The sequence below is a fragment of the Nocardioides rubriscoriae genome, from assembly GCF_008087085.1.
GTDB lineage: Bacteria > Actinomycetota > Actinomycetes > Propionibacteriales > Nocardioidaceae > Nocardioides > Nocardioides rubriscoriae.
The window spans coordinates 570864-588789 of the sequence record NZ_VIYJ01000002.1 but is presented as its reverse complement, the minus strand read 5'-3'; the positions used below and the strand labels follow the sequence as shown (position 1 = coordinate 588789).

Sequence of the window (17926 nt, the reverse complement as noted above, 5' to 3'; positions counted from 1 at the left end):
CGGAGAGTCGCCATGAGCATCGAGACGAGCATCGGTCTGGAGACCGGTCAGCCCTATCCCTACCAGCGCGTCGAGCTCGTCGAGCCCGACTGGACCCGGTTTCCCGGCTGGAAGGACGTCACCGCCCTCGAGTGGGCGTCGGTGCAGTGGCAGCGCGCCCACTGCGTCAAGAACCTCAAGCAGCTGCGCGAGCTGCTCGGCGACCTGGTCGACGAGCGCTTCTACGCCGACCTCGCGCGCGACCAGGCCGAGCGCGCCACCATGTCGATGCTCGTGCCGCCGCAGATGATGAACACCATGGTCCCCCACGCGACCGTGGGCGGGCCCGGCTCGCTGACCGAGGCGTTCTACGCCGACCCCGTGCGCCACTACATGATCCCGGTGTTCAGCGACCGTCGTACCGACTGGTCCTCGCACCCCCACGCCACCCGCGACTCGCTGCACGAGCACGACATGTGGGTCGCCGAGGGCCTCACCCACCGCTACCCCACCAAGGTGCTGGCCGAGCTGCTGCCGACCTGTCCGCAGTACTGCGGCCACTGCACCCGCATGGACCTCGTCGGCAACTCCACGCCCACCGTCGAGAAGCTGAAGTTCGTCGCCAAGCCGACCAACCGGCTCGACTCGATGATCGACTACCTGCGTCGTACGCCGTCGGTGCGCGACGTCGTGGTCTCCGGCGGCGACGTCGCCAACATGCCGTGGGCCCGGCTCGAGGACTTCCTCACCCGGGTGCTCGAGGTCGACAACATCCGCGACATCAGGCTGGCGACCAAGGCCCTGGTCGGCCTGCCCCAGCACTGGCTGCAGGACGACGTGCGTGAGGGCATGGCCCGCGTCGCCGGCATCGCCCGCTCGCGTGGGGTGTCCATCGCGATCCACACCCACGCCAACCACGCCAACTCGATCACGCCGCTGGTCGCCGACGCCTCGCGCGCCATGCTCGACGCCGGCGTGCGCGACGTACGCAACCAGGGGGTGCTGCTCAACGGCGTCAACGCCGACCCGCACGCGCTGCTCGACCTGTGCTTCCGCCTGCTCGACGGTGCGCAGGTCATGCCCTACTACTTCTACATGTGCGACATGATCCCGTTCTCGGAGCACTGGCGGGTCTCGGTCGGTGACGCCCAGCGGCTGCAGCACCACATCATGGGCTACCTCCCGGGTTTCGCGACGCCGCGCATCGTGTGCGACGTGCCGTTCGTCGGCAAGCGGTGGGTCCACCAGCTCTCGTCGTACGACGAGGTGCGCGGCATCTCCTACTGGACCAAGAACTACCGCACCTCCATCGAGGCCACCGCGGCCGACGCCCTCGAGCGCACCTACGAGTACTACGACCCGATCCACACCCTGCCCGTCGAGGGCCAGGAGTGGTGGGCGGCCCACGCCGACCTCGACACCTCCGCGCTGAAGGCGGCCGAGGTCGCCGAGGCGTCGCGACGCATGGCGGCGCTGCAGGCCTACTGAGGCGGTGCCGTGATTCCTGGGCCGGCCGGGGAACGAGATTTCCCCGGCTGACCGGGGAATTCTGAACTTGTGGGCCGATGTATTGACCCACAAGCTCAGGTTTCCCCGGTCGACCGGCGCGATCTGGACGACCGCCGCTCGCCCGCCCCGGCGCCTGCCACCCGGGTTGTCCACAGGCCGACGTGCAGGCGAGTGCGCGGTCGCCGTCGGCAGGACACGATCGGGACATGGATCCCGCGCTCGTCCAGATCTGCGACCGCTACGGCGTGTTCCTTCGCCGCGAGGCGGAGGACCTCGGCTACCACGACCACGCCATCAGCTCGCTGGTCAAGACCGGTGTCTGGCACCGCGTCCGTCACGGCGCCTACCGCGACGGCGCGACCTGGGCCGAGCTGAGCGACACGGAGCGCTACGCGCTGCTGTGCCGCGCCGCCGTACGTCAAGCCCGCACCGAGGTGGTCCTCAGCCACGTCAGCTCGGCCAACGAATGGGCGGCACCGCTCTGGGACGTCGACCTGTCCTTCGTCGACCTCACCCGCCGTGACGAGAAGGCCGGTCGCAAGGAGGCGGGGATCCGGCAGCACCGGGGCGTGCTCGTCGACGGCGACGTGGTCGAGCACGGCGGGCTGTTCGTCATGAGCGCGACGCGCACCGCCCTCGAGGTCACGACCCTGCTCGACATCGAGCACTCCATGATCGTGATCGACGACCTCCTGCACCGCGGTCTCACCGATCCCGAGCGGCTCGCCACCCGGTACGCCCTGATGAACCACTGGCCCGCGACCCTGCACACCGACCTGATCCTGCGGCAGGTCGACGGGCGCGCCGAGTCGGTAGGCGAGACGCGGCTGCGCTACCTCTGCTGGGCGCAGAGGCTGCCGGCGCCCCAGGTCAACTACGAGATCCGCGACGCCAGCGGTCGCGTCGTCGCGCGGGTGGACCTGGCGTGGCCCGAGCTGGGTGTCTTCGTCGAGTTCGACGGCATGATGAAGTACGGCCGGTTGCTGAAGGACGGCGAATCGGTCAAGGACGCCGTCGTGCGCGAGCAGCGGCGTGAGGAGATGATCTGTGGGCTCACCGGATGGGTCTGCGTCCGGGTCGTCTGGGCCGACCTGGAGCGCCCCGTCGCGACGGCCGACCGCATCCGGGTGCGGTTTCGCAGCGCCGCGGCCTGAGCCGGCGTCGGTCAGCCTCGCTGAGGCAGCCCGTCAGGTTTCCCCGGTCAGCCGGGGAAACCTGATGTTGACGGGCAATGCATTGCCCATCAACGTCAGACTTCCCCGGTCAGCCGGGGAAATCTCACCCCGTCCGACCGCACCGTCACCCAGCCCCGCCGAGCACCGACCGGTTCTCGTACGGCGTCGACAGCACGATCGTGGTGCGCGTCGACACGTTGGCCGCGGCGCGGACCCGGGCCAGCAGGTCCTCGAGGTCGCCGGGCGTGGCGACGCGGATCTTGAGGATGTAGGACTCCTCCCCCGCGACCGACCAGCACGACTCGATCTCGGGGATGCCGCGCACCCGCTCGGGCGAGTCGTCGGGCTGCGAGGGGTCGATGGGACGGATCGAGATGAACGCCGTGAGCGGCAGGCCGACCTCGTCGTGGTTGACGGTGGCGCCGTAGCCCAGGATCAGGCGCCGCTGCTCGAGGCGCTTGACCCGCTGGTGGACCGCCGAGGTCGACAGGCCCGTGGCCTTGCCCAGGTCGGTGAACGACATCCGGCCGTCGGCGGCGAGAAGCTCCAGGATCTTGCGGTCGGTGGCCTCGAGCTCGGTCGTCACGGGCGTCACAGTAGTGGCACCGCGCCGCGGTGGGGCGCGCTGATCGAGACGTGTGCCGCGGGGTGGCAGGATGCGCCGGGTGACCGGCACCGACCCCGCGGGGCGCCTGCTCCTGCTCGACTCCGCCTCCATGTACTTCCGGGCCTTCTTCGGCATGCCCGAGTACGCCGCCCCCGACGGCACCAACGTCAACGCCGTGCGCGGGATGCTCGACTACGTGAGCCGGCTGGTCGAGCAGTACCGCCCCACCGACCTGGTGTGCTGCTGGGACGACGACTGGCGTCCGCAGTGGCGCGTGGACCTGATCCCGTCGTACAAGGCCCACCGGGTCGTCGAGGAGGTCGCCTTCGCGCCCGACGTCGAGGAGGTGCCCGACCCGCTGGAGGTGCAGGTGCCGATCCTGCGCGAGGTGCTGGAGGCCTTCGGGATCAGCGTCATCGGCGCGCCCGGCTACGAGGCCGACGACGTGATCGGCACCCTGGCCACCGGCGCCGGACAGGCCGTCGACGTCGTCACCGGTGACCGCGACCTCTTCCAGCTCGTCGACGACGGCGCGGCCGGCGGCCCGGTCCGGGTGCTCTACATCGGCAAGGGCGTCGGCCGCCACGAGCAGGTCACCGAGCAGTGGGTGCGCGACAAGTACGCCATCGAGGCGCGCCAGTACGCCGACTTCGCCACCATGCGCGGCGACGCCTCCGACGGCCTACCCGGGGTCGCCGGGGTCGGTGAGAAGACCGCGGCCACCCTGCTGCAGACCTTCGGCGACCTCGACGGCATCATTGCCGCGGCGCAGGACCCGCGCTCGGGGATGGCCGCCGGCCCGCGGGCCAAGATCAACGCGGCCCTCGACTACCTCGCCGTCGCACCCGCCGTCGTGGCCGTGGCCCGTGACCTCGACCTCGACCGCACCGGCACCGCGCTGCCGACCGTCCCGGCGCAGCCCGAGCGCCTCGTCGAGCTGGTCGAGCAGTGGGGTCTCGACACCCCCACCCGACGCCTGCTGGGCGTGCTCGCCGGGTGAGCGACCACGCCGTCCTCGAGCTGAGGACCCACCCCAGCAGCGGTCTGCGCTGGCTGACCGGGCTGGCCGTCGCCTTCACGGCGTTCATGACCTTGATCGCCGTGGGCTGCGTGCTCGGGCTGCTCACCCAGGACGTCCCCGGCATCGACGCCTTCGCCGCGACCGTGGTCGGGGCCGTGGGTGCCTACGGCGCCGTGGTCGGCGCGCGCACCACGCGCGGCCTGCGCGAGGCGGCGGAGCCCGAGGTGGTCGCCCGCCTGGACGCCGACGGGGTCCACCTCCACGAGGGCCTGGGCGTGGCCGACCTGCCCGATCACCTGGGCTGGACGACGGTGCCCTGGGGCTGGGTGAGCGCGGTGACCCACACGACGCTCGACCTGAGGTCGACCAAGACGCTGGGCAACGACGTACCGCTGGAGGTGCTGCGGTTCAGCCTCGCCGACGACCGGCTCCTCGACGCCACCCCGTTTGACGGCCCGCACCTCACCCAGGCCGCGCGGATCCTCGCCCTCACCCCGGCGCAAGCCCGCACCGTGCTGGTGGGCGAGGTCGGGGCGACCGACTTCCCGGGCGCCGTCGAGTGGCTGCGGGTCCGGCAACCGCAGGTGCCGGTGCTGAGCGGTACGTCGCTGCCGTGGTCCAACCCGGCCGTGCCGGACGCGTGGCCCGACAGCGCCCGGGTCGCGGTGGTCGGGGCCCACGGCCGGCTCGGCCGGCTGGTCGTGGAGGTGCTGGCACGGCGCGACAAGACCCCACCGGTGGCGCTCGTGCGCAACGAGGCGCACCGCGCCGACCTCGAGCGCCTCGGCGCCGAGGTGCGCATGGTCGACCTCGACCAGGGCGCCCGGGTGCTCGCCACCGCACTGCGCGGGTGTGCGGCCGTCGTCCACCTGGCCCCGACGTCACCGGCCGTCGTCGTCGAGGCCGCCCGCCACGCGGGGGTCGAGCGGTTCCTGCTGGTGCCCGGGGTGTGGAACGGCGACGAGCAGGTCGCCCTGGCCGCCTCGAGCGGGCTGTCCTGGACGGCGTTCCGCCCGACCCTGCTCACCGACGACCCGCCCACCGGCGAGGTCGCCCTCGGCCTCGACGTCGAGCCCGGCGCGGTTCCGCGAGCCGACCTCGCCGAGGTGCTGGTCGCCGCGATCCGTGACGAGGACTCGGTGGGCGCGGCCTGGCAGATCGCCGGAGCCCCCAGCCCCGGATAGCGAGGGCTCAGTCCTCGGCGAGGCCGGAGTAGGCGACGACACCGCGCTTGACCAGGCCCGTCACCTCGCGCGCCGTACGACGCAGCGGGGTGTCGCCCGCCGCGTCGGCGACCTGACCCGCGAGGTCGAGCAGCTGCTTGGTCCAGCGCACGAAGTCACCCGCCGAGAGGTCGCTGGGGCCGAGCAGGTCGTCGAGGTCGTCGCCCTCGGCCCACCGGTAGGCCAGCCAGGCGAAGCCCGGGTCGGGCGGTCGCAGGAAGTCGAGCTTGTGCTCGCGCTCGAGGCCGTCGAGGTCGACCCACAGCCGCCGGGTCGCCTCGATGGCGTCGCCGATCTCCCCGCCCGGGATGCGGGGCACCCGTCCGTCGTCGGCGCGGCGCGTCTCGAAGACCAGCGTCGACAGCGCCGCGGCGAGCCCCGACGGCGAGAGGCCGTCCCAGACGCCGAGCCGCAGGGCCTCGGCAGCGAGCAGGTCGGTCTCGCCGTAGAGCCGCTTGAGGTGTCCGCCGCGGTCGGTGACCTCGTCAGCGTCGAGGTAGCCCAGGGTGGTCAGCACCTCGCAGACCCGGTCGAACTGGCGGGCCACGGTGTTGGTGCGCTGCTCGATGCGCCGGCGCAGCGTGGCCGCGTCGCGGTCGAGCTTGTAGTAGCGCTCGGCCCAACGGGCGTGGTCCTCGCGCTCGGGACAGCGGTGGCACGGGTGGGCCCGTAGCTGCTCGCGCAGCGCCTCCACCTCGTCGGAGGCGCCCTCGCCGGCCGGGCGGGTGCCGCCGGCGCGGGCGGCCCCGGGCGGCGGTGGCACCAGCCCGTGGGTCTTGTCGCGCAGCGCGCTGGCCAGGTCGCGGCGCATCTGCGGGTTGCGGCCGTTGAAGCTCTTGGGCACCTTGAGCCTCGCCAGCGCCGCCACCGGGGTGGGGAAGTCGATCATCGCCAGCCGCCGCGCCTGGCGGTCGGCGGTGACCACCATCGGGCGTGGGTTGTCGGGCACCCAGCCCGGGTCGACCACGACGGCGTACCCGGCGAACTTGCCGACCGGCACCTGGATCACGTCGCCGACCTTGAGCAGGCGCAGCGACTCGACGACCTCCTCGCGCCGGTCCGTACGACGCGACCGGCTGGCCGACTTCTCGACGTCGTTGATCCTCTGGCGCAGCCCGGCGTACTCCATGAAGTCGCCGAGGTGGCAGTGGGCGGCCTCGGCGTAGCCCGCGAGGGCGTCGTCGCTCTTGGCGAGCTGGCGGGCCAGCCCGACCACGGCCTTGTCGGCCTGGAACTGGGCGAACGACTGCTCCAGCAGCTCGCGCGAGCGCTCGCGGCCGAACTGGTGGACCAGGTTGACCGCCATGTTGTACGACGGCCGGAACGACGAGCGCAGCGGGTAGGTCCGCGTGGAGGCCAGGCCCGCCAGCTCGCGCGGGTTGGTGCCCGGCTGCCACAGCACGACGCCGTGGCCCTCGACGTCGAGCCCGCGCCGTCCGGCGCGTCCGGTGAGCTGGGTGTACTCCCCCGGCGTGATGTCGGCGTGCGTCTCGCCGTTCCACTTCGAGAGCTTCTCGATGACCACGGTGCGTGCGGGCATGTTGATGCCGAGCGCGAGGGTCTCGGTGGCGAACACGACCTTGCAGAGCCCACGCAGGTAGAGCTCCTCGACCACCGACTTGAAGGCCGGCAGCATGCCGGCGTGGTGGGCCGCGACGCCGCGCGACAGGCCCTCGAGGAAGTCGTGGTAGCCCAGCACGTGCAGGTCGTCGGGCGGCAGGTGCCGACAGGCGCCCTCGACGTAGGTGATGACCTCGTCGCGCTCGGCCGGGGTGGTCAGGTGCACGCCCGCAGCCAGGCACTGCTGGACGGCGGCGTCGCAGCCGACGCGGCTGAAGACGAAGACGATCGCCGGCAGCAGTCGCTCGCGCTTGAGCCGGTCGATGACGTCGGGGCGGCTCGGGATCCAGATCCTCCGGTTGTTGGCCGGCTGCCGGGGCCCGCCCTGGCGTCCCTTGGGGGTGCGCCGGTCCTTGATCCGCGAGGCGGCCCAGTCGTCGCGCGCGACCTTGAGCAGCTCGTCGTTGACCGGGGCGCCCTCCTTGACGAAGCCGGCGGCGGCGTCGACGTCGGAGGAGGCGAACAGGTCGAGCAGCCGGCGTCCGACCATCACGTGCTGGTAGAGCGGCACGGGGCGGCGCTCCTCGACGATCGTGGTCGTCTCGCCCCGCACGGTGGCCAGCCACTCGCCGAACTCCTCGGCGTTGGAGACCGTCGCCGACAGCGACACCAGCGTCACCGACTCGGGCAGGTGGATGATCACCTCCTCCCACACCGCGCCGCGGGCGCGGTCGGCGAGGTAGTGCACCTCGTCCATCACCACGAACCCGAGGCCGATGAGGGTCCGCGAGCCGGCGTACAGCATGTTGCGCAGCACCTCGGTCGTCATCACGACGATCGGTGCCTCGCCGTTGACGACGTTGTCACCGGTGAGCAGGCCGACGTTCTCGGGGCCGTAGCGGGTGACGAGGTCGTGGTACTTCTGGTTGCTCAGCGCCTTGATCGGCGTCGTGTAGAACGCCTTGCGCCCGGTGCTGAGCGCGAGGTGGATGGCGAACTCGCCCACGACGGTCTTGCCCGAGCCGGTCGGCGCCGCGACGAGCACGCCGCGGCCCTCCTCGATCTCGCGGCACGCGTGCTGCTGGAAGTCGTCGAGCGGGAACGCGTAGTGCGCCGCGAAGTCCTTGAGCACCGGGTGCTTGGCCGTACGCCGGGAGGCGGCGTAGCGCTCGGCGGCGGTCAGCTCGTCGTCGGACGCGTGACTCATGCGAGAACCTCCACGGCGGCAGGGACCGCCTCGATGGTGAGTGGCAGCGGTCCGAACCGCTCGCCGTCGGCGTAGGCCACGATGCCGGGGGCCGCGACCGTCACCCGGCGCACGCGGTGGTGCTCGTACTGCGGGTGGGTGGTGTGGGTGCCCCGGAACAGCCGCGGGTAGGTGCGCACCAGGTCGGGCTTCGACATGGGCTTGATGATCACGACGTCGAGCAGCCCGTCGTCGAGCAGGGCGCCCTCGGTGATGCGCAGCCCGCCGCCGAACGACGGGCCGTTGCCGACCGCGACCAGCATCGCCCGGGTGGTGAGCTCGCGGCCGTCGAGGTCGAGCACGTACGACAGCGGGGTGAAGGTGCGCAGCTCGAGCAGGGTGGCGAGGTTGTAGCGCATCTGGCCCTTGGGCCAGGCCATCGCGTTGGCCCGCTCGTTGACGACGGCGTCGAAGCCGGCCGCGAGCACCGTGGCGTAGTAGCGGCCGCCGGTGCGGGCCAGGTCGAGGGTGCGTCGCTCCCCCGTCGTGAGCGTGCGCACGATGCGGTCGGCCGCGGCGAGCGGGCCCAGGCCGTGTAGCCCGACGTAGCGCGCGACGTCGTTGCCGGTGCCGGCCGGCACGAGCCCCAGCGGGGTGGACGTCGTCGCGGTGGCCTGCAGGCCGATGTTGACCATCCCGTCGCCACCGACGACCACGAGGCCGTCGGTGCCGTCGGCGACGGCCGCACGGGCCAGGTCGAGCGACTCGTCGGCGTCGCGGCCGGCCAGCTCGCGGACGGTCAGTCCTGCGGCACGCAGCCGCGACAGCGCCACGGCGACGCCGCGGCCCGCCCGGCCCTTGCCGGCCGTCGGGTTCACGAGCCACGCGATCTCACGACGGGACGACGACACCACCCGAGCCTAGTCCGGCTCCCCCCACGCCCACCCGTCGCGTCTACGCGACGGGTCACCGAGATCTTCGGTCGACCCGTCGCGTCTACGCGACGGGTCGACGCGAATTCTGATCGACCCGTCGCGTCTACGCGACGGGTCGGCGTGGGTCAGTCGCCGAGGCGGAGGAGGACGGCGTAGGAGGAGGGTCGGGCGCCGAGGGCCTTGGCGAGGCGGCCGACCGAGTCGAGGACCAGGGCGGCCGTGAACGACGTACCGGGCACCAGGACGGTCAGGCGCCCGTCGTACGACGCCAGGTGGACCTGGCCGTGGCGCCAGGCCTGGTGCACCAGCAGGCGGGTGGCCTCGTCGGCGACGGGTGCGGGGAAGGCGTCGTCGACGGCGAGCAGGTCGCACGTCAGCGCCTCGCCGCCGACGGGCTCGAGCCGGCCACGGACGCGGTGGCCGGCGAGCCCGTCGTCGGCACGCCACACGACGTCGCTGGTGCCCAGCACCTCGGGCAGGTCGAAGGGGTCGACCGCGCTCGGGTCAGGCATGGGCACCGGGCCGCATCAGAGGACGGAGACCTCGTCGGGGTCGAGACCGGCGAAGGGGTTCTTGCGGGCCCGGCGCCGGTCGTTGTAGCGGGCGATGACCTCGGACAAGAAGAACAGCAGCACCATCGGCACGGCCATGAGGGTCATGGTGAAGGGGTCGGCCGAGGGCGTCGCGATGGCGGCGAAGATGAAGACGCCGACGATGATCCACGGCCGGTAGGCGCCGAGGGTCTTGCCCTTGACGATGCCGGCCAGGTTGAGCAGCACCACGAACAGCGGGATCTCGAAGGCGATGCCGAAGACCAGCAGCGTGCGGCTGAAGAACGACAGGTAGCCGTCGAACTCGACCAGGTTGGTCAGCCCGTCGGGGTTGAACCCGATCAGGATCTCCAGTCCCTTGGGCAGCGTGACGTAGCCCAGGGCGATCCCGACGAAGAACAGCGGGCCGGCGATGGCGGCGAAGATGCGCGTCCACTTGCGCTCACGCGCGTGCAGGCCCGGCAGGATGAAGGCCCAGATCTGGTAGAGCCAGTAGGGGCTGGTCAGCACGATCGCGGCCAGTCCGCACAGCTTGAAGTAGAGCAGCAGACCCGCGCCGGGGCCGTTGGTCGTGGCGAAGGTGCTGCCGTCGGGCAGCTTGCTGGCGGCCTCTTCGTAGGGGTTGAAGACGAAGGCGTAGATCTGGTCGAAGAAGACCAGCGACAACGCCCCCACGATGATGACGGCCAGGACCGACTTCAGCAGGCGGGCGCGCAGCTCCCGCAGGTGGTCGGACAGGGCCATCCGACCGTCGTCGCCGACGGGGTGGACGGGCTTGCCGACGAAGAGCTTCGCGACGCCGACGATCGACATGGGTGCAGGTGTTCCGCCCGGCTCAGCTGGAGGAGGGACGGACGTCGGTCTCGGGCGTCACCGGGACCTCGTCGGTCATCGACGTGGCCGGCGCGGGGTTCTCGGCGGCGGGCGCGGAGATCTCGGAGGCCGGGGTCGGCTTGGGGGTGGGCTTGGTGTCGTCGTCGTCGTCGCGCAGACCCTTGGTCTCGTTCTTGAAGATCCGCAGCGCCTGACCGGTTCCCCGGGCGAGGTCGGGGAGCTTGGCGGCACCGAAGACCAGGATCACGATCGCGAGGATGACGAGCCACTCGGCGCCCTGCGGCATGCCGATCAGCGGGTTGATCATGGGTTCCCCATCTGTTGGAAGGTGTACGGGTCCGATGGTACGCGGTCCCTCACCGGTAGAGGCTGAGAGCATCCTGTGCAGCTCGGACGAATCCCCCGCCGAAGGTGGCGGGTGCCGTCACGGAGGCATTCGGAGCCAACCGCAACAAGAGCTTGGTCAACCAGCGCTCGTCGGCCACCAGGAGGTCGACCTCGACGTCGCCGCTGCCGTCGGCCAGCGGCCGGACGTCCTCGACCGGGTAGTACTCAGTGACCCAGCGGGCCGCCGGCGCCAGGCGCAGCGTGACCAGCGTGGTCTCGTCGGAGCGGGCGAACATGCCGTCGGACAGGTCGCGCGGGGCGGCCGGCCCGGTCGTCACCGGGTCGTCGAGCACCCGGGCCGCGGCGACCCGGTCGAGCCGGAACAGCCGCGGCGCCTCGGCCGAGTGGCACCACGCGTCGAGGTAGGCGTGCCCGCCCTGGCGGACCATGCCGCGCGGGTCGACGACGCGGTGGGAGAGCTCGTCGCGCGCCGGCACGTAGTAGTCGAGCTCGACCTGGACCTGGCGGCGTACGGCGTCGTCGAGACGGGCGGCCAGCGCGGTGAGGTCCGAGCTGTCGGGCGCGTCGGGGGCCGCGTCGACGACACCGCTCACGGGCCCTGCGGCCGCGGCGCCCTCGAGCTTGGCGAGCACCCGGTCGACGATCTCGGCGGTGTCGGGGGCCGACCCGGAGCGCAGGGCGCGCAGGGCCACGATCATCGCGGAGGCCTCGACGGGCGTGAGCCGCAGCGGCCGGTCGAGGTAGTCGGCGTTGCTGACCCGGATCACGCCGTCGCCGTGGACCCGTCCCGCGTCGTCCTGCAGCGCGTCGAGGTCGACGTCGATCAGCTCGTCGGGGTAGCCGCCCGGCAGTCCGCACATGAACAGCACCTTGAGGTCCTTGAGCAGCACCTCGGGACGCGTGCCGAGCGCGGCCGCCGCCTCGGCGAGGCGCACGCTGCCGCGGGCGTGCAGGTAGGGCACGAGGGTGAGCAGGCGGCCGACCTGCTCCTTGGCGCCGGCACCCGAGGCGCCCGGGAGTGCGGTGCCGGTCATCGGGCGAGCACCGCCTCGAGCCGGGCCACGACCTGCTCGCGCAGGGCGGCGGGCGCCTCGACGTAGGCGGCAGCACCGAAGCCGAGCACCTCGTCGGCGATGCCGACCGACGCGCGGGTCAGGGTCAGCCGGTCCCAGGTCGTCGCCTCGTCGGGGCCGGGCACGCCGGTCTCGACCGTGTCGGCGGCGCGCCGCAGCGGCAGGGCGGCGCCCGCGCGCACGAGGAGCACGACGGGCTCGGTGGACAGGTCGGGGGCCAGGCGCCGGGTGGTGGCGGAGATGTCGGTGCCGTCGGGGATCGTGTAGGCCCCGGGGCGGCCGACCTTGCGGGCCTCGCCCTGCACCCGCGAGAGCCGGAAGACGCGTTGGTCGTCGCGGTCGAGGTCGTGGCCCACGACGTACCAGCGCCCGGAGTAGCGGGTGACGCCCCACGGCTCGAGGCGACGGCGCGCCGGGGCGTCGTTGCCGGAGCGCCAGTAGTCGAACTCGACGACCGAGCGCTCGAGGATGGCCTCGAAGAACACGTCGAACGTCGGCTCGTCGGCGGGCAGTCGGGGCTGCGCGATGTCGAGGGCGCTCAGGTCGATCTCGGCACCGGCCGCGGTCAGCTTGCGGACCGCCTCGGTGGTCGCCCGGGCCAGGCGCTGGTGGTCCCACACACGCGTCGCGAGGCCCACGACGGCCGCCTCGTCGGCGGCCAGGTCGATCTGGGGCAGCGCGAACTCGTCGGGCTTGATCCGGTAGCCGGGCTCGTCGTCGAAGTAGGCGTCGAGCTGGCCGAGCTCGACGGGGACGCCGAGGCTGCGCAGCTCCTCCTTGTCGCGCTCGAACATCTTGTCGAACGCCTCGTCGGAGGCGTCGGCGTAGAGGATCTCGCGGATGCGCGACTTGGGCACGAACCGGGTCGTCACGAGCAGCATGATGAGCAGGTTGAGCAGTCGCTCGGTCTTCTGCGCGCTCATCTGCTGCCCCGGGACCTGGTGAGTCGGACGATCAGACGGCGGCGAGGATGTCGACGACGAAGTAGAGCGTGGAGTTGGCCGGGATCTGCTTGCCCTGGGCCTGGTCCTTGTAGCCCAGCGCCGGCGGGATGCGCATCAGGATCCGGCTGCCGACGGTCTGGCCCTCGAGCGCCCGGTTGAAGCCCTCGACGAACCCGCCCACCGGCGAGGAGATGGGCTCCTTGCTGTAGGACTCGTCGAAGGGCTTGGTGCGCCCGTAGACGGCGCCGAGGTAGTCCAGGACGACCAGGTCGCCCTTCTCCACCTTCTTGCCGGGGCCGGTCTTGAGCGCGGAGTAGACGAGCTTGGCCTTCTCGGCGGGCTCCTCGACGCCGGCGAAGTCGAAGCCGGTGGGGCCGTTGCCGTTGAAGACGAGCTGGGGCGCCCAGCCGGGGCTCTTGCCGACGGTGCCCTCAGGCCCGTCGAGGACCTTCACGTCCTCCACGTCGATCACCACGACGAGGCCGTCGGCGTTGCCGATGCCCTGGGCGACCAGGCCCTCGGCGACCACCTGGGCCTCGGACAACGGCCCGAGGACGGCCTTCGGGTCGCCGGTCACCGCGATGCGGGAGCCCTTGGTGACGCCGGCCTTGACGAAGGAGCCGATCGCGTTGGTGAGCACGTCGTCGAAGCTCTGGGGGGTGTCGTTGGTGGCTCCCACCGTCACCTCGACGGCGGGCGCGTCCGCGCCGAAGCTGTCGATCGCGGCCTTGCGGGTGTAGCCGTCACCGACGACGTAGTTGACGAAGACCTTGTCGCCGTCCTTGAGCGCCGCCCCGGTGCCGGTGACCAGGGTGTCGGACTCGACCTCGTCGGCCGACATCCGCTGCTTGAAGTCGAGCTTGGCGTCACCGATGTCGCCGGAGATGGTCACGGCGTCCAGCCGGTCGGCGAACTCCAGGCCGGTGCCGGGCGTGTCGGAGCCGCCGCACGCGGTCAGGGCCCCGGTCAGGACGACCAGGGACGCCACGAGCGTGGCGGTGGGACGGGTACCTCGGAGCACGGGTTCAACCTTCGATGCTGGCTTCGGGTGGACGACCCGCCGGCGGCGCGGGGCCGCGCTGGCGAGCGTCGGCAGCCTACCCGGCGGTCCTGTGGCCGCCGTACCCGACGCACAGGGCGGCGCGGAACCGACGCGGCCGCGCTCTCACATGCCGTCGATGAGCCGCTGCACCCGCTCGTCGGTGGCGCGGAAGGGGTCCTTGCACAGCACCGTGCGCTGGGCCTGGTCGTTGAGCTTGAGGTGGACCCAGTCGACGGTGAAGTCGCGGCGCTTCTCCTGGGCCTTGCGGATGAACTCGCCGCGCAGCCGGGCGCGGGTGGTCTGCGGGGGCACCGACTTGGCCTCGAAGATCTTCAGGTCGGTGCTGACCCGCGCGACCTGGCCGCGCTTCTCGAGCAGGTAGTAGAGGCCGCGGCTGCGGTGGATGTCGTGGTAGGCCAGGTCGAGCTGGGCGATGCGGGCGTGGCCCAGGGGCAGCCCGTGCTTGGCGCGGTAGCGCTCGATGAGCTTGAGCTTGATGACCCAGTCGATCTCGGTGTCGACCAGGCCGAGGTCGTCGGACTCGACGGCCTTCAGGCCGCGCTCCCACAGGTCGAGGGTGCGCTCGATGAGCGGGGTGCTGATCTGGCGGCGGTCGACGAAGTCGCGGGCCTTGGCGAGGTACTCGCCCTGGATGTCGAGGGCGCTGGCCTCGCGGCCGTTGGCCAGGCGCACCTTGCGGCGCCCGGTGACGTCGTGGGAGATCTCGCGGATCGCGCGGATGGGGTTCTCCATGGTGAGGTCGCGCATCACCACGCCCTCCTCGATCATCCGCAGCACCAGGTCGCAGCTGGCGACCTTGAGCATCGTGGTCGTCTCGCTCATGTTGGAGTCGCCGACGATGACGTGCAGACGGCGGTACTTCTCGGCGTCGGCGTGCGGCTCGTCGCGGGTGTTGATGATCGGACGGCTGCGGGTGGTGGCGCTCGAGACGCCCTCCCAGATGTGCTCGGCGCGCTGGCTCACGCTGTAGGACGCCCCGCGCGGGGTCTGGGTGACCTTGCCGGCGCCCACCACGATCTGGCGGGTCACCAGGAACGGGATCAGGATGTCGGCCAGCCGGCTGAACTCGCCGGCGCGCCCGACCAGGTAGTTCTCGTGGCAGCCGTAGGAGTTGCCGGCGGAGTCGGTGTTGTTCTTGAACAGGTAGATCTCGCCGGCGATGCCCTCGTCGTGCAGGCGCTGCTCGGCGTCGAGGAGCAGCCCCTCGAGCACCCGCTCCCCCGCCTTGTCGTGGGTGACCAGCTCGGCGACGTCGTCGCACTCGGGCGTGGCGTACTCGGGGTGGCTGCCGACGTCGAGGTAGAGCCGAGCGCCGTTGCGCAGGAACACGTTGCTGCTGCGCCCCCAGCTGACGACCTTGCGGAACAGGTAGCGGGCGACCTCGTCGGGGCTCAACCGACGCTGCCCCTTGAACGTGCACGTCACGCCGTACTCGTTCTCGATGCCGAAGATGCGCCGGTCCATGACCCAACACTACGGGCCCGGACCCACTCCGGAGGGGTGTCTGGCCAGGCCGTCCGCAACTTTCCCGCAACGCGACCGCACCGGCCGGCGTACGGAGCGGTCGGAGGGCTCCCGCGCGGGTCGGCCGCGCACGACCAGACCGCGGCAGCCCTCCGCGAGCAGCGCGCGGACGTCGCGCGAGCCCACCGACGAGCGACCGGTCCTACAGCAGCCCGGCGTGGTCGAGAGCGAGGTAGGTCTGCTCGGTGGCGCCGAGCCGACCGGTGGGCAGCCGCCGCCGCAGCTCGGCGACCGGGATCAGCACGACGTCGATCTCCTCGAGCTCGTCGAGGCGCTGGGCCCCGACGTGGTGGGCCCCGCGGGCGAGCACCACGTGGCGCGGCTGGGTGTGGCTGGGCGGATCGATGCTGGCCACGAGCTCGGCGGCGCCGACGGCGTAGCCGGTCTCCTCACGCAGCTCACGCAGGCCCGCCGCGACCGGCTCCTCCCCGTGGTCGACCAGGCCGCCGGGCAGCGACAGCACGACGCGGTCGGGGCCGGGGCGGTACTGCTCGACGAGCACGACGTGGTGGTCGTCGGTCAGCGCGAGCACCGAGACCGTCGGCGGGCTGTCGTGGATGTCCCAGACCGCCTGACGGCCGTCGGGCAGCAGCAGCGGTCGGCGCAGGATGCGCGCGAAGCCGTCGTAGGCGACCTCGTCGTCGCCGGCCCGCTGCCAGGGCGTCGGCCCCGGGCCGTGGGTCACGTGGGCGGGGCGATCGGCGGCTCGCCCGAGGTGGGGTCCTCGAGCGGGGCGACGCTGCCGCTGACCTGGTCGGTGGGGTCGGCCGGGTCGTCGACCAGCGGCACCGACGACCCACCGCCCTCCCGGCGTCCGTCGCCGGAGGTGCGCTCGCCCGGCGTGGCGGGTCCGCGCTCGCCGAGCAGGGCGTCGAGTCGCGCCGGCGTGAGCCGGACGAACTTGCGGGTCTGGGTCCGGGTGCGGTCGAGGACGGCGACCTCGAGGTCGCGGGTCGGGATGATCCGCTGCCCGGCCTCGCCTTGGCCGAGCGCGCTGACCGCGCCGGCCAGCGCGTCCGCGAGCGGGGCGCGCTCGGTGAACGTCGACTCCAGAGCGGTCGCGACCTGCTCGACCTGGCCGCCCATGACCGCGAACCCGTGCTCGTCGGCGACCTGACCGTCGTAGGTGAGGCGGAAGAGCTGGTCGCCCTCGGCGGAGTCGCCGACCTCGGCGACGAAGATCTCGACCTCGTAGGGCTTCTCGCCGCCGCTGGAGAAGATGGTGCCGAGGGTCTGGGCGTAGGCGTTGGCCAGGCCGCGGCCGGTGACGTCGCGCCGGTCGTAGGAGTAGCCGCGCATGTCGGCGAGGCGGACCCCGGCGATGCGGAGGTTCTCGAACTCGTTGTAGCGCCCGACCGCGGCGAAGGCGATGCGGTCGTAGATCTCGGAGACCTTGTGCAGTGCCTGCGAGGGATTCTCGGAGACGAACAGCACGCCGTCGGCGTACTGGACGGCGACCACGGAGCGACCGCGGGCGATGCCCTTGCGGGCGAAGTCGGCGCGGTCCTTCATCAGCTGCTCGGGCGAGACGTAGAACGGCGTGCTCATGCGCGGTCACCTCCGGTCAGGGGGGCCGTGGGCCCGTCGGGGCGGGCCATGCGGGCGTTGATCACCCGGTCGGCGATCGCCGCGACCTCGTCGTCAGGCATCCGGTGACCGCCCTCGGCAGTGATGACCTGGACGACCGGGAAGATCCGGCGCGTCAGGTCGGGGCCGCCGGTGGCGGAGTCGTCGTCGGCGGCGTCGTAGAGCGCCTGGACGACCACCTCGACGCACGACGTGGCGTCGAGGTCGTCGCGGTAGAGCTTCTTCAGCGAGCCACGGGCGAACAGCGACCCCGAGCCCACTGAGTGGAAGGCGGTCTCCTCGTAGCGACCGCCGGTGACGTCGTAGCTGAAGATGCGGCCCTGGTCGGCGCGCACGTCGTAGCCGGCGAAGAGCGGGACGACGGACAGGCCCTGCATCGCCATCGCGAGGTTGCCGCGGATCAGGGCCGAGAGACGGTTGGCCTTGCCGTCCATCGACAGCGTCGAGCCCTCGATCTTCTCGTAGTGCTCGAGCTCGACCTGGAACAGCCGGACCATCTCGATCGCGAGCCCGGCGGTGCCGGCGATGCCGACCGCGGAGAACTCGTCGGCCGGGAAGACCTTCTGGATGTCGCGCTGGGCGATGATGTTGCCCATCGTGGCGCGCCGGTCACCGGCCAGCACGACGCCGCCGGGGAAGGTCGCTGCGACGATGGTGGTGCCGTGCGGTGCGAGGTCGCCGGCGTTGCCCTGCGGCACCGCGCGGGTGCCGGGCAGCAGGTCGGGGGCCTGCTCGGCGAGGAAGTCGCTGAACGACGACGTGCCGGGTCGCAGGTAGGCCGACGGGAGTCGGGAGTCGTTCACTCCG

Annotated in this window: 17 protein-coding genes; 4 read left to right on the top strand and 13 right to left on the bottom strand. The window is 72.0% G+C overall.

Annotated features, from left to right (window positions below):
- Positions 1 to 12 precede the first annotated feature (12 nt).
- Together FZC61_RS06165 and FZC61_RS06160 are read left to right on the top strand one after the other, a co-directional pair.
- Positions 13 to 1467 (top strand): KamA family radical SAM protein, encoded by a 1455-nt coding sequence (locus tag FZC61_RS06165; RefSeq protein ID WP_148613233.1) that lies wholly within the window; start codon positions 13 to 15, stop codon positions 1465 to 1467.
- A gap of 227 nt (positions 1468 to 1694) precedes the next feature.
- Complete coding sequence (locus FZC61_RS06160; protein ID WP_148613232.1) at positions 1695 to 2642, top strand: type IV toxin-antitoxin system AbiEi family antitoxin domain-containing protein; 948 nt, start codon at positions 1695 to 1697, stop codon at positions 2640 to 2642.
- A gap of 145 nt (positions 2643 to 2787) precedes the next feature.
- On the opposite strand, the gene FZC61_RS06155 is transcribed toward FZC61_RS06160, so the two are convergent.
- Positions 2788 to 3249 carry an Lrp/AsnC family transcriptional regulator gene (locus FZC61_RS06155; RefSeq protein ID WP_246142556.1) on the bottom strand — a complete coding sequence of 154 codons (462 nt, stop codon included), beginning with the start codon at positions 3247 to 3249 and terminating at the stop codon, positions 2788 to 2790.
- 70 nt (positions 3250 to 3319) lie between these two features.
- Between FZC61_RS06155 and FZC61_RS06150 the strand changes: the two genes are divergently transcribed.
- A complete protein-coding gene (locus FZC61_RS06150; protein WP_148613230.1) occupies positions 3320 to 4270 on the top strand; it encodes a 5'-3' exonuclease in 951 nt (316 codons plus the stop codon).
- Complete coding sequence (locus FZC61_RS06145; protein ID WP_148613229.1) at positions 4267 to 5475, top strand: NAD(P)H-binding protein; 1209 nt, start codon at positions 4267 to 4269, stop codon at positions 5473 to 5475. The genes FZC61_RS06150 and FZC61_RS06145 overlap by 4 nt, the downstream gene beginning before the upstream one ends.
- Positions 5476 to 5482: 7 nt before the next feature.
- Here the strand turns inward: FZC61_RS06145 and FZC61_RS06140 are convergent, their stop codons facing one another.
- The 12 genes from FZC61_RS06140 to prcB form a co-directional block, all read right to left on the bottom strand.
- The gene (locus FZC61_RS06140; RefSeq protein ID WP_148613228.1) at positions 5483 to 8281 is read right to left on the bottom strand and encodes a DEAD/DEAH box helicase; all 2799 of its coding nucleotides are present in this window, start codon (positions 8279 to 8281) and stop codon (positions 5483 to 5485) included.
- Entirely contained in the window at positions 8278 to 9171 is an 894-nt protein-coding gene (locus tag FZC61_RS06135) for a diacylglycerol kinase family protein (RefSeq protein ID WP_148613227.1), read from the bottom strand. The genes FZC61_RS06140 and FZC61_RS06135 overlap by 4 nt, the downstream gene beginning before the upstream one ends.
- Before the next feature lie 149 nt (positions 9172 to 9320).
- Positions 9321 to 9707 (bottom strand): hypothetical protein, encoded by a 387-nt coding sequence (locus FZC61_RS06130; protein ID WP_148613226.1) that lies wholly within the window; start codon positions 9705 to 9707, stop codon positions 9321 to 9323.
- Positions 9708 to 9722: 15 nt separating this feature from the next.
- On the bottom strand, positions 9723 to 10559 hold the full coding sequence (gene tatC / locus FZC61_RS06125) for a twin-arginine translocase subunit TatC (protein WP_148613225.1): 837 nt from the start codon (positions 10557 to 10559) through the stop codon (positions 9723 to 9725).
- Between the two features lie 22 nt (positions 10560 to 10581).
- Positions 10582 to 10887, bottom strand: coding sequence for a twin-arginine translocase TatA/TatE family subunit (locus FZC61_RS06120; protein WP_148613224.1), 306 nt, complete (start codon positions 10885 to 10887; stop codon positions 10582 to 10584).
- 49 nt (positions 10888 to 10936) lie between these two features.
- Positions 10937 to 11962 carry a helix-turn-helix transcriptional regulator gene (locus FZC61_RS06115; RefSeq protein WP_148613223.1) on the bottom strand — a complete coding sequence of 342 codons (1026 nt, stop codon included), beginning with the start codon at positions 11960 to 11962 and terminating at the stop codon, positions 10937 to 10939.
- Positions 11959 to 12924, bottom strand: a complete 966-nt coding sequence (locus FZC61_RS06110) for a helix-turn-helix transcriptional regulator (RefSeq protein ID WP_148613222.1) — start codon at positions 12922 to 12924, stop codon at positions 11959 to 11961. Before FZC61_RS06110 ends, FZC61_RS06115 begins: the two co-directional genes overlap by 4 nt.
- Before the next feature lie 31 nt (positions 12925 to 12955).
- Positions 12956 to 13966: an FKBP-type peptidyl-prolyl cis-trans isomerase gene (locus FZC61_RS06105; protein WP_148613221.1), complete on the bottom strand. Its 1011-nt coding sequence runs from the start codon at positions 13964 to 13966 to the stop codon at positions 12956 to 12958.
- Between the two features lie 144 nt (positions 13967 to 14110).
- Positions 14111 to 15472: a Pup--protein ligase gene (pafA, locus tag FZC61_RS06100; RefSeq protein ID WP_148613220.1), complete on the bottom strand. Its 1362-nt coding sequence runs from the start codon at positions 15470 to 15472 to the stop codon at positions 14111 to 14113.
- A gap of 202 nt (positions 15473 to 15674) precedes the next feature.
- On the bottom strand, positions 15675 to 16217 hold the full coding sequence (locus tag FZC61_RS06095) for an NUDIX hydrolase (RefSeq protein WP_148613219.1): 543 nt from the start codon (positions 16215 to 16217) through the stop codon (positions 15675 to 15677).
- Positions 16214 to 17080, bottom strand: a complete 867-nt coding sequence (prcA, locus tag FZC61_RS06090) for a proteasome subunit alpha (protein WP_148613218.1) — start codon at positions 17078 to 17080, stop codon at positions 16214 to 16216. Before prcA ends, FZC61_RS06095 begins: the two co-directional genes overlap by 4 nt.
- Positions 17077 to 17922, bottom strand: a complete 846-nt coding sequence (prcB, locus tag FZC61_RS06085) for a proteasome subunit beta (protein WP_148613217.1) — start codon at positions 17920 to 17922, stop codon at positions 17077 to 17079. The genes prcA and prcB overlap by 4 nt, the downstream gene beginning before the upstream one ends.
- Positions 17923 to 17926: the final 4 nt, after the last annotated feature.

Bases quoted from the DNA above. Each gene is read 5' to 3' on its own strand.
- FZC61_RS06165 (WP_148613233.1), top strand. From the start codon at position 13: ATGAGCATCGAGACGAGCATCGGTCTGGAGACCGGTCAGCCCTATCCC.
- FZC61_RS06160 (WP_148613232.1), top strand. From the start codon at position 1,695: ATGGATCCCGCGCTCGTCCAGATCTGCGACCGCTACGGCGTGTTCCTT.
- FZC61_RS06150 (WP_148613230.1), top strand. From the start codon at position 3,320: ATGCGCCGGGTGACCGGCACCGACCCCGCGGGGCGCCTGCTCCTGCTC.
- FZC61_RS06140 (WP_148613228.1), bottom strand. From the start codon at position 8,281: ATGAGTCACGCGTCCGACGACGAGCTGACCGCCGCCGAGCGCTACGCC.
- FZC61_RS06130 (WP_148613226.1), bottom strand. From the start codon at position 9,707: ATGCCTGACCCGAGCGCGGTCGACCCCTTCGACCTGCCCGAGGTGCTG.
- tatC (WP_148613225.1), bottom strand. From the start codon at position 10,559: ATGTCGATCGTCGGCGTCGCGAAGCTCTTCGTCGGCAAGCCCGTCCAC.
- FZC61_RS06120 (WP_148613224.1), bottom strand. From the start codon at position 10,887: ATGATCAACCCGCTGATCGGCATGCCGCAGGGCGCCGAGTGGCTCGTC.
- FZC61_RS06115 (WP_148613223.1), bottom strand. From the start codon at position 11,962: ATGACCGGCACCGCACTCCCGGGCGCCTCGGGTGCCGGCGCCAAGGAG.
- FZC61_RS06110 (WP_148613222.1), bottom strand. From the start codon at position 12,924: ATGAGCGCGCAGAAGACCGAGCGACTGCTCAACCTGCTCATCATGCTG.
- pafA (WP_148613220.1), bottom strand. From the start codon at position 15,472: ATGGACCGGCGCATCTTCGGCATCGAGAACGAGTACGGCGTGACGTGC.
- prcA (WP_148613218.1), bottom strand. From the start codon at position 17,080: ATGAGCACGCCGTTCTACGTCTCGCCCGAGCAGCTGATGAAGGACCGC.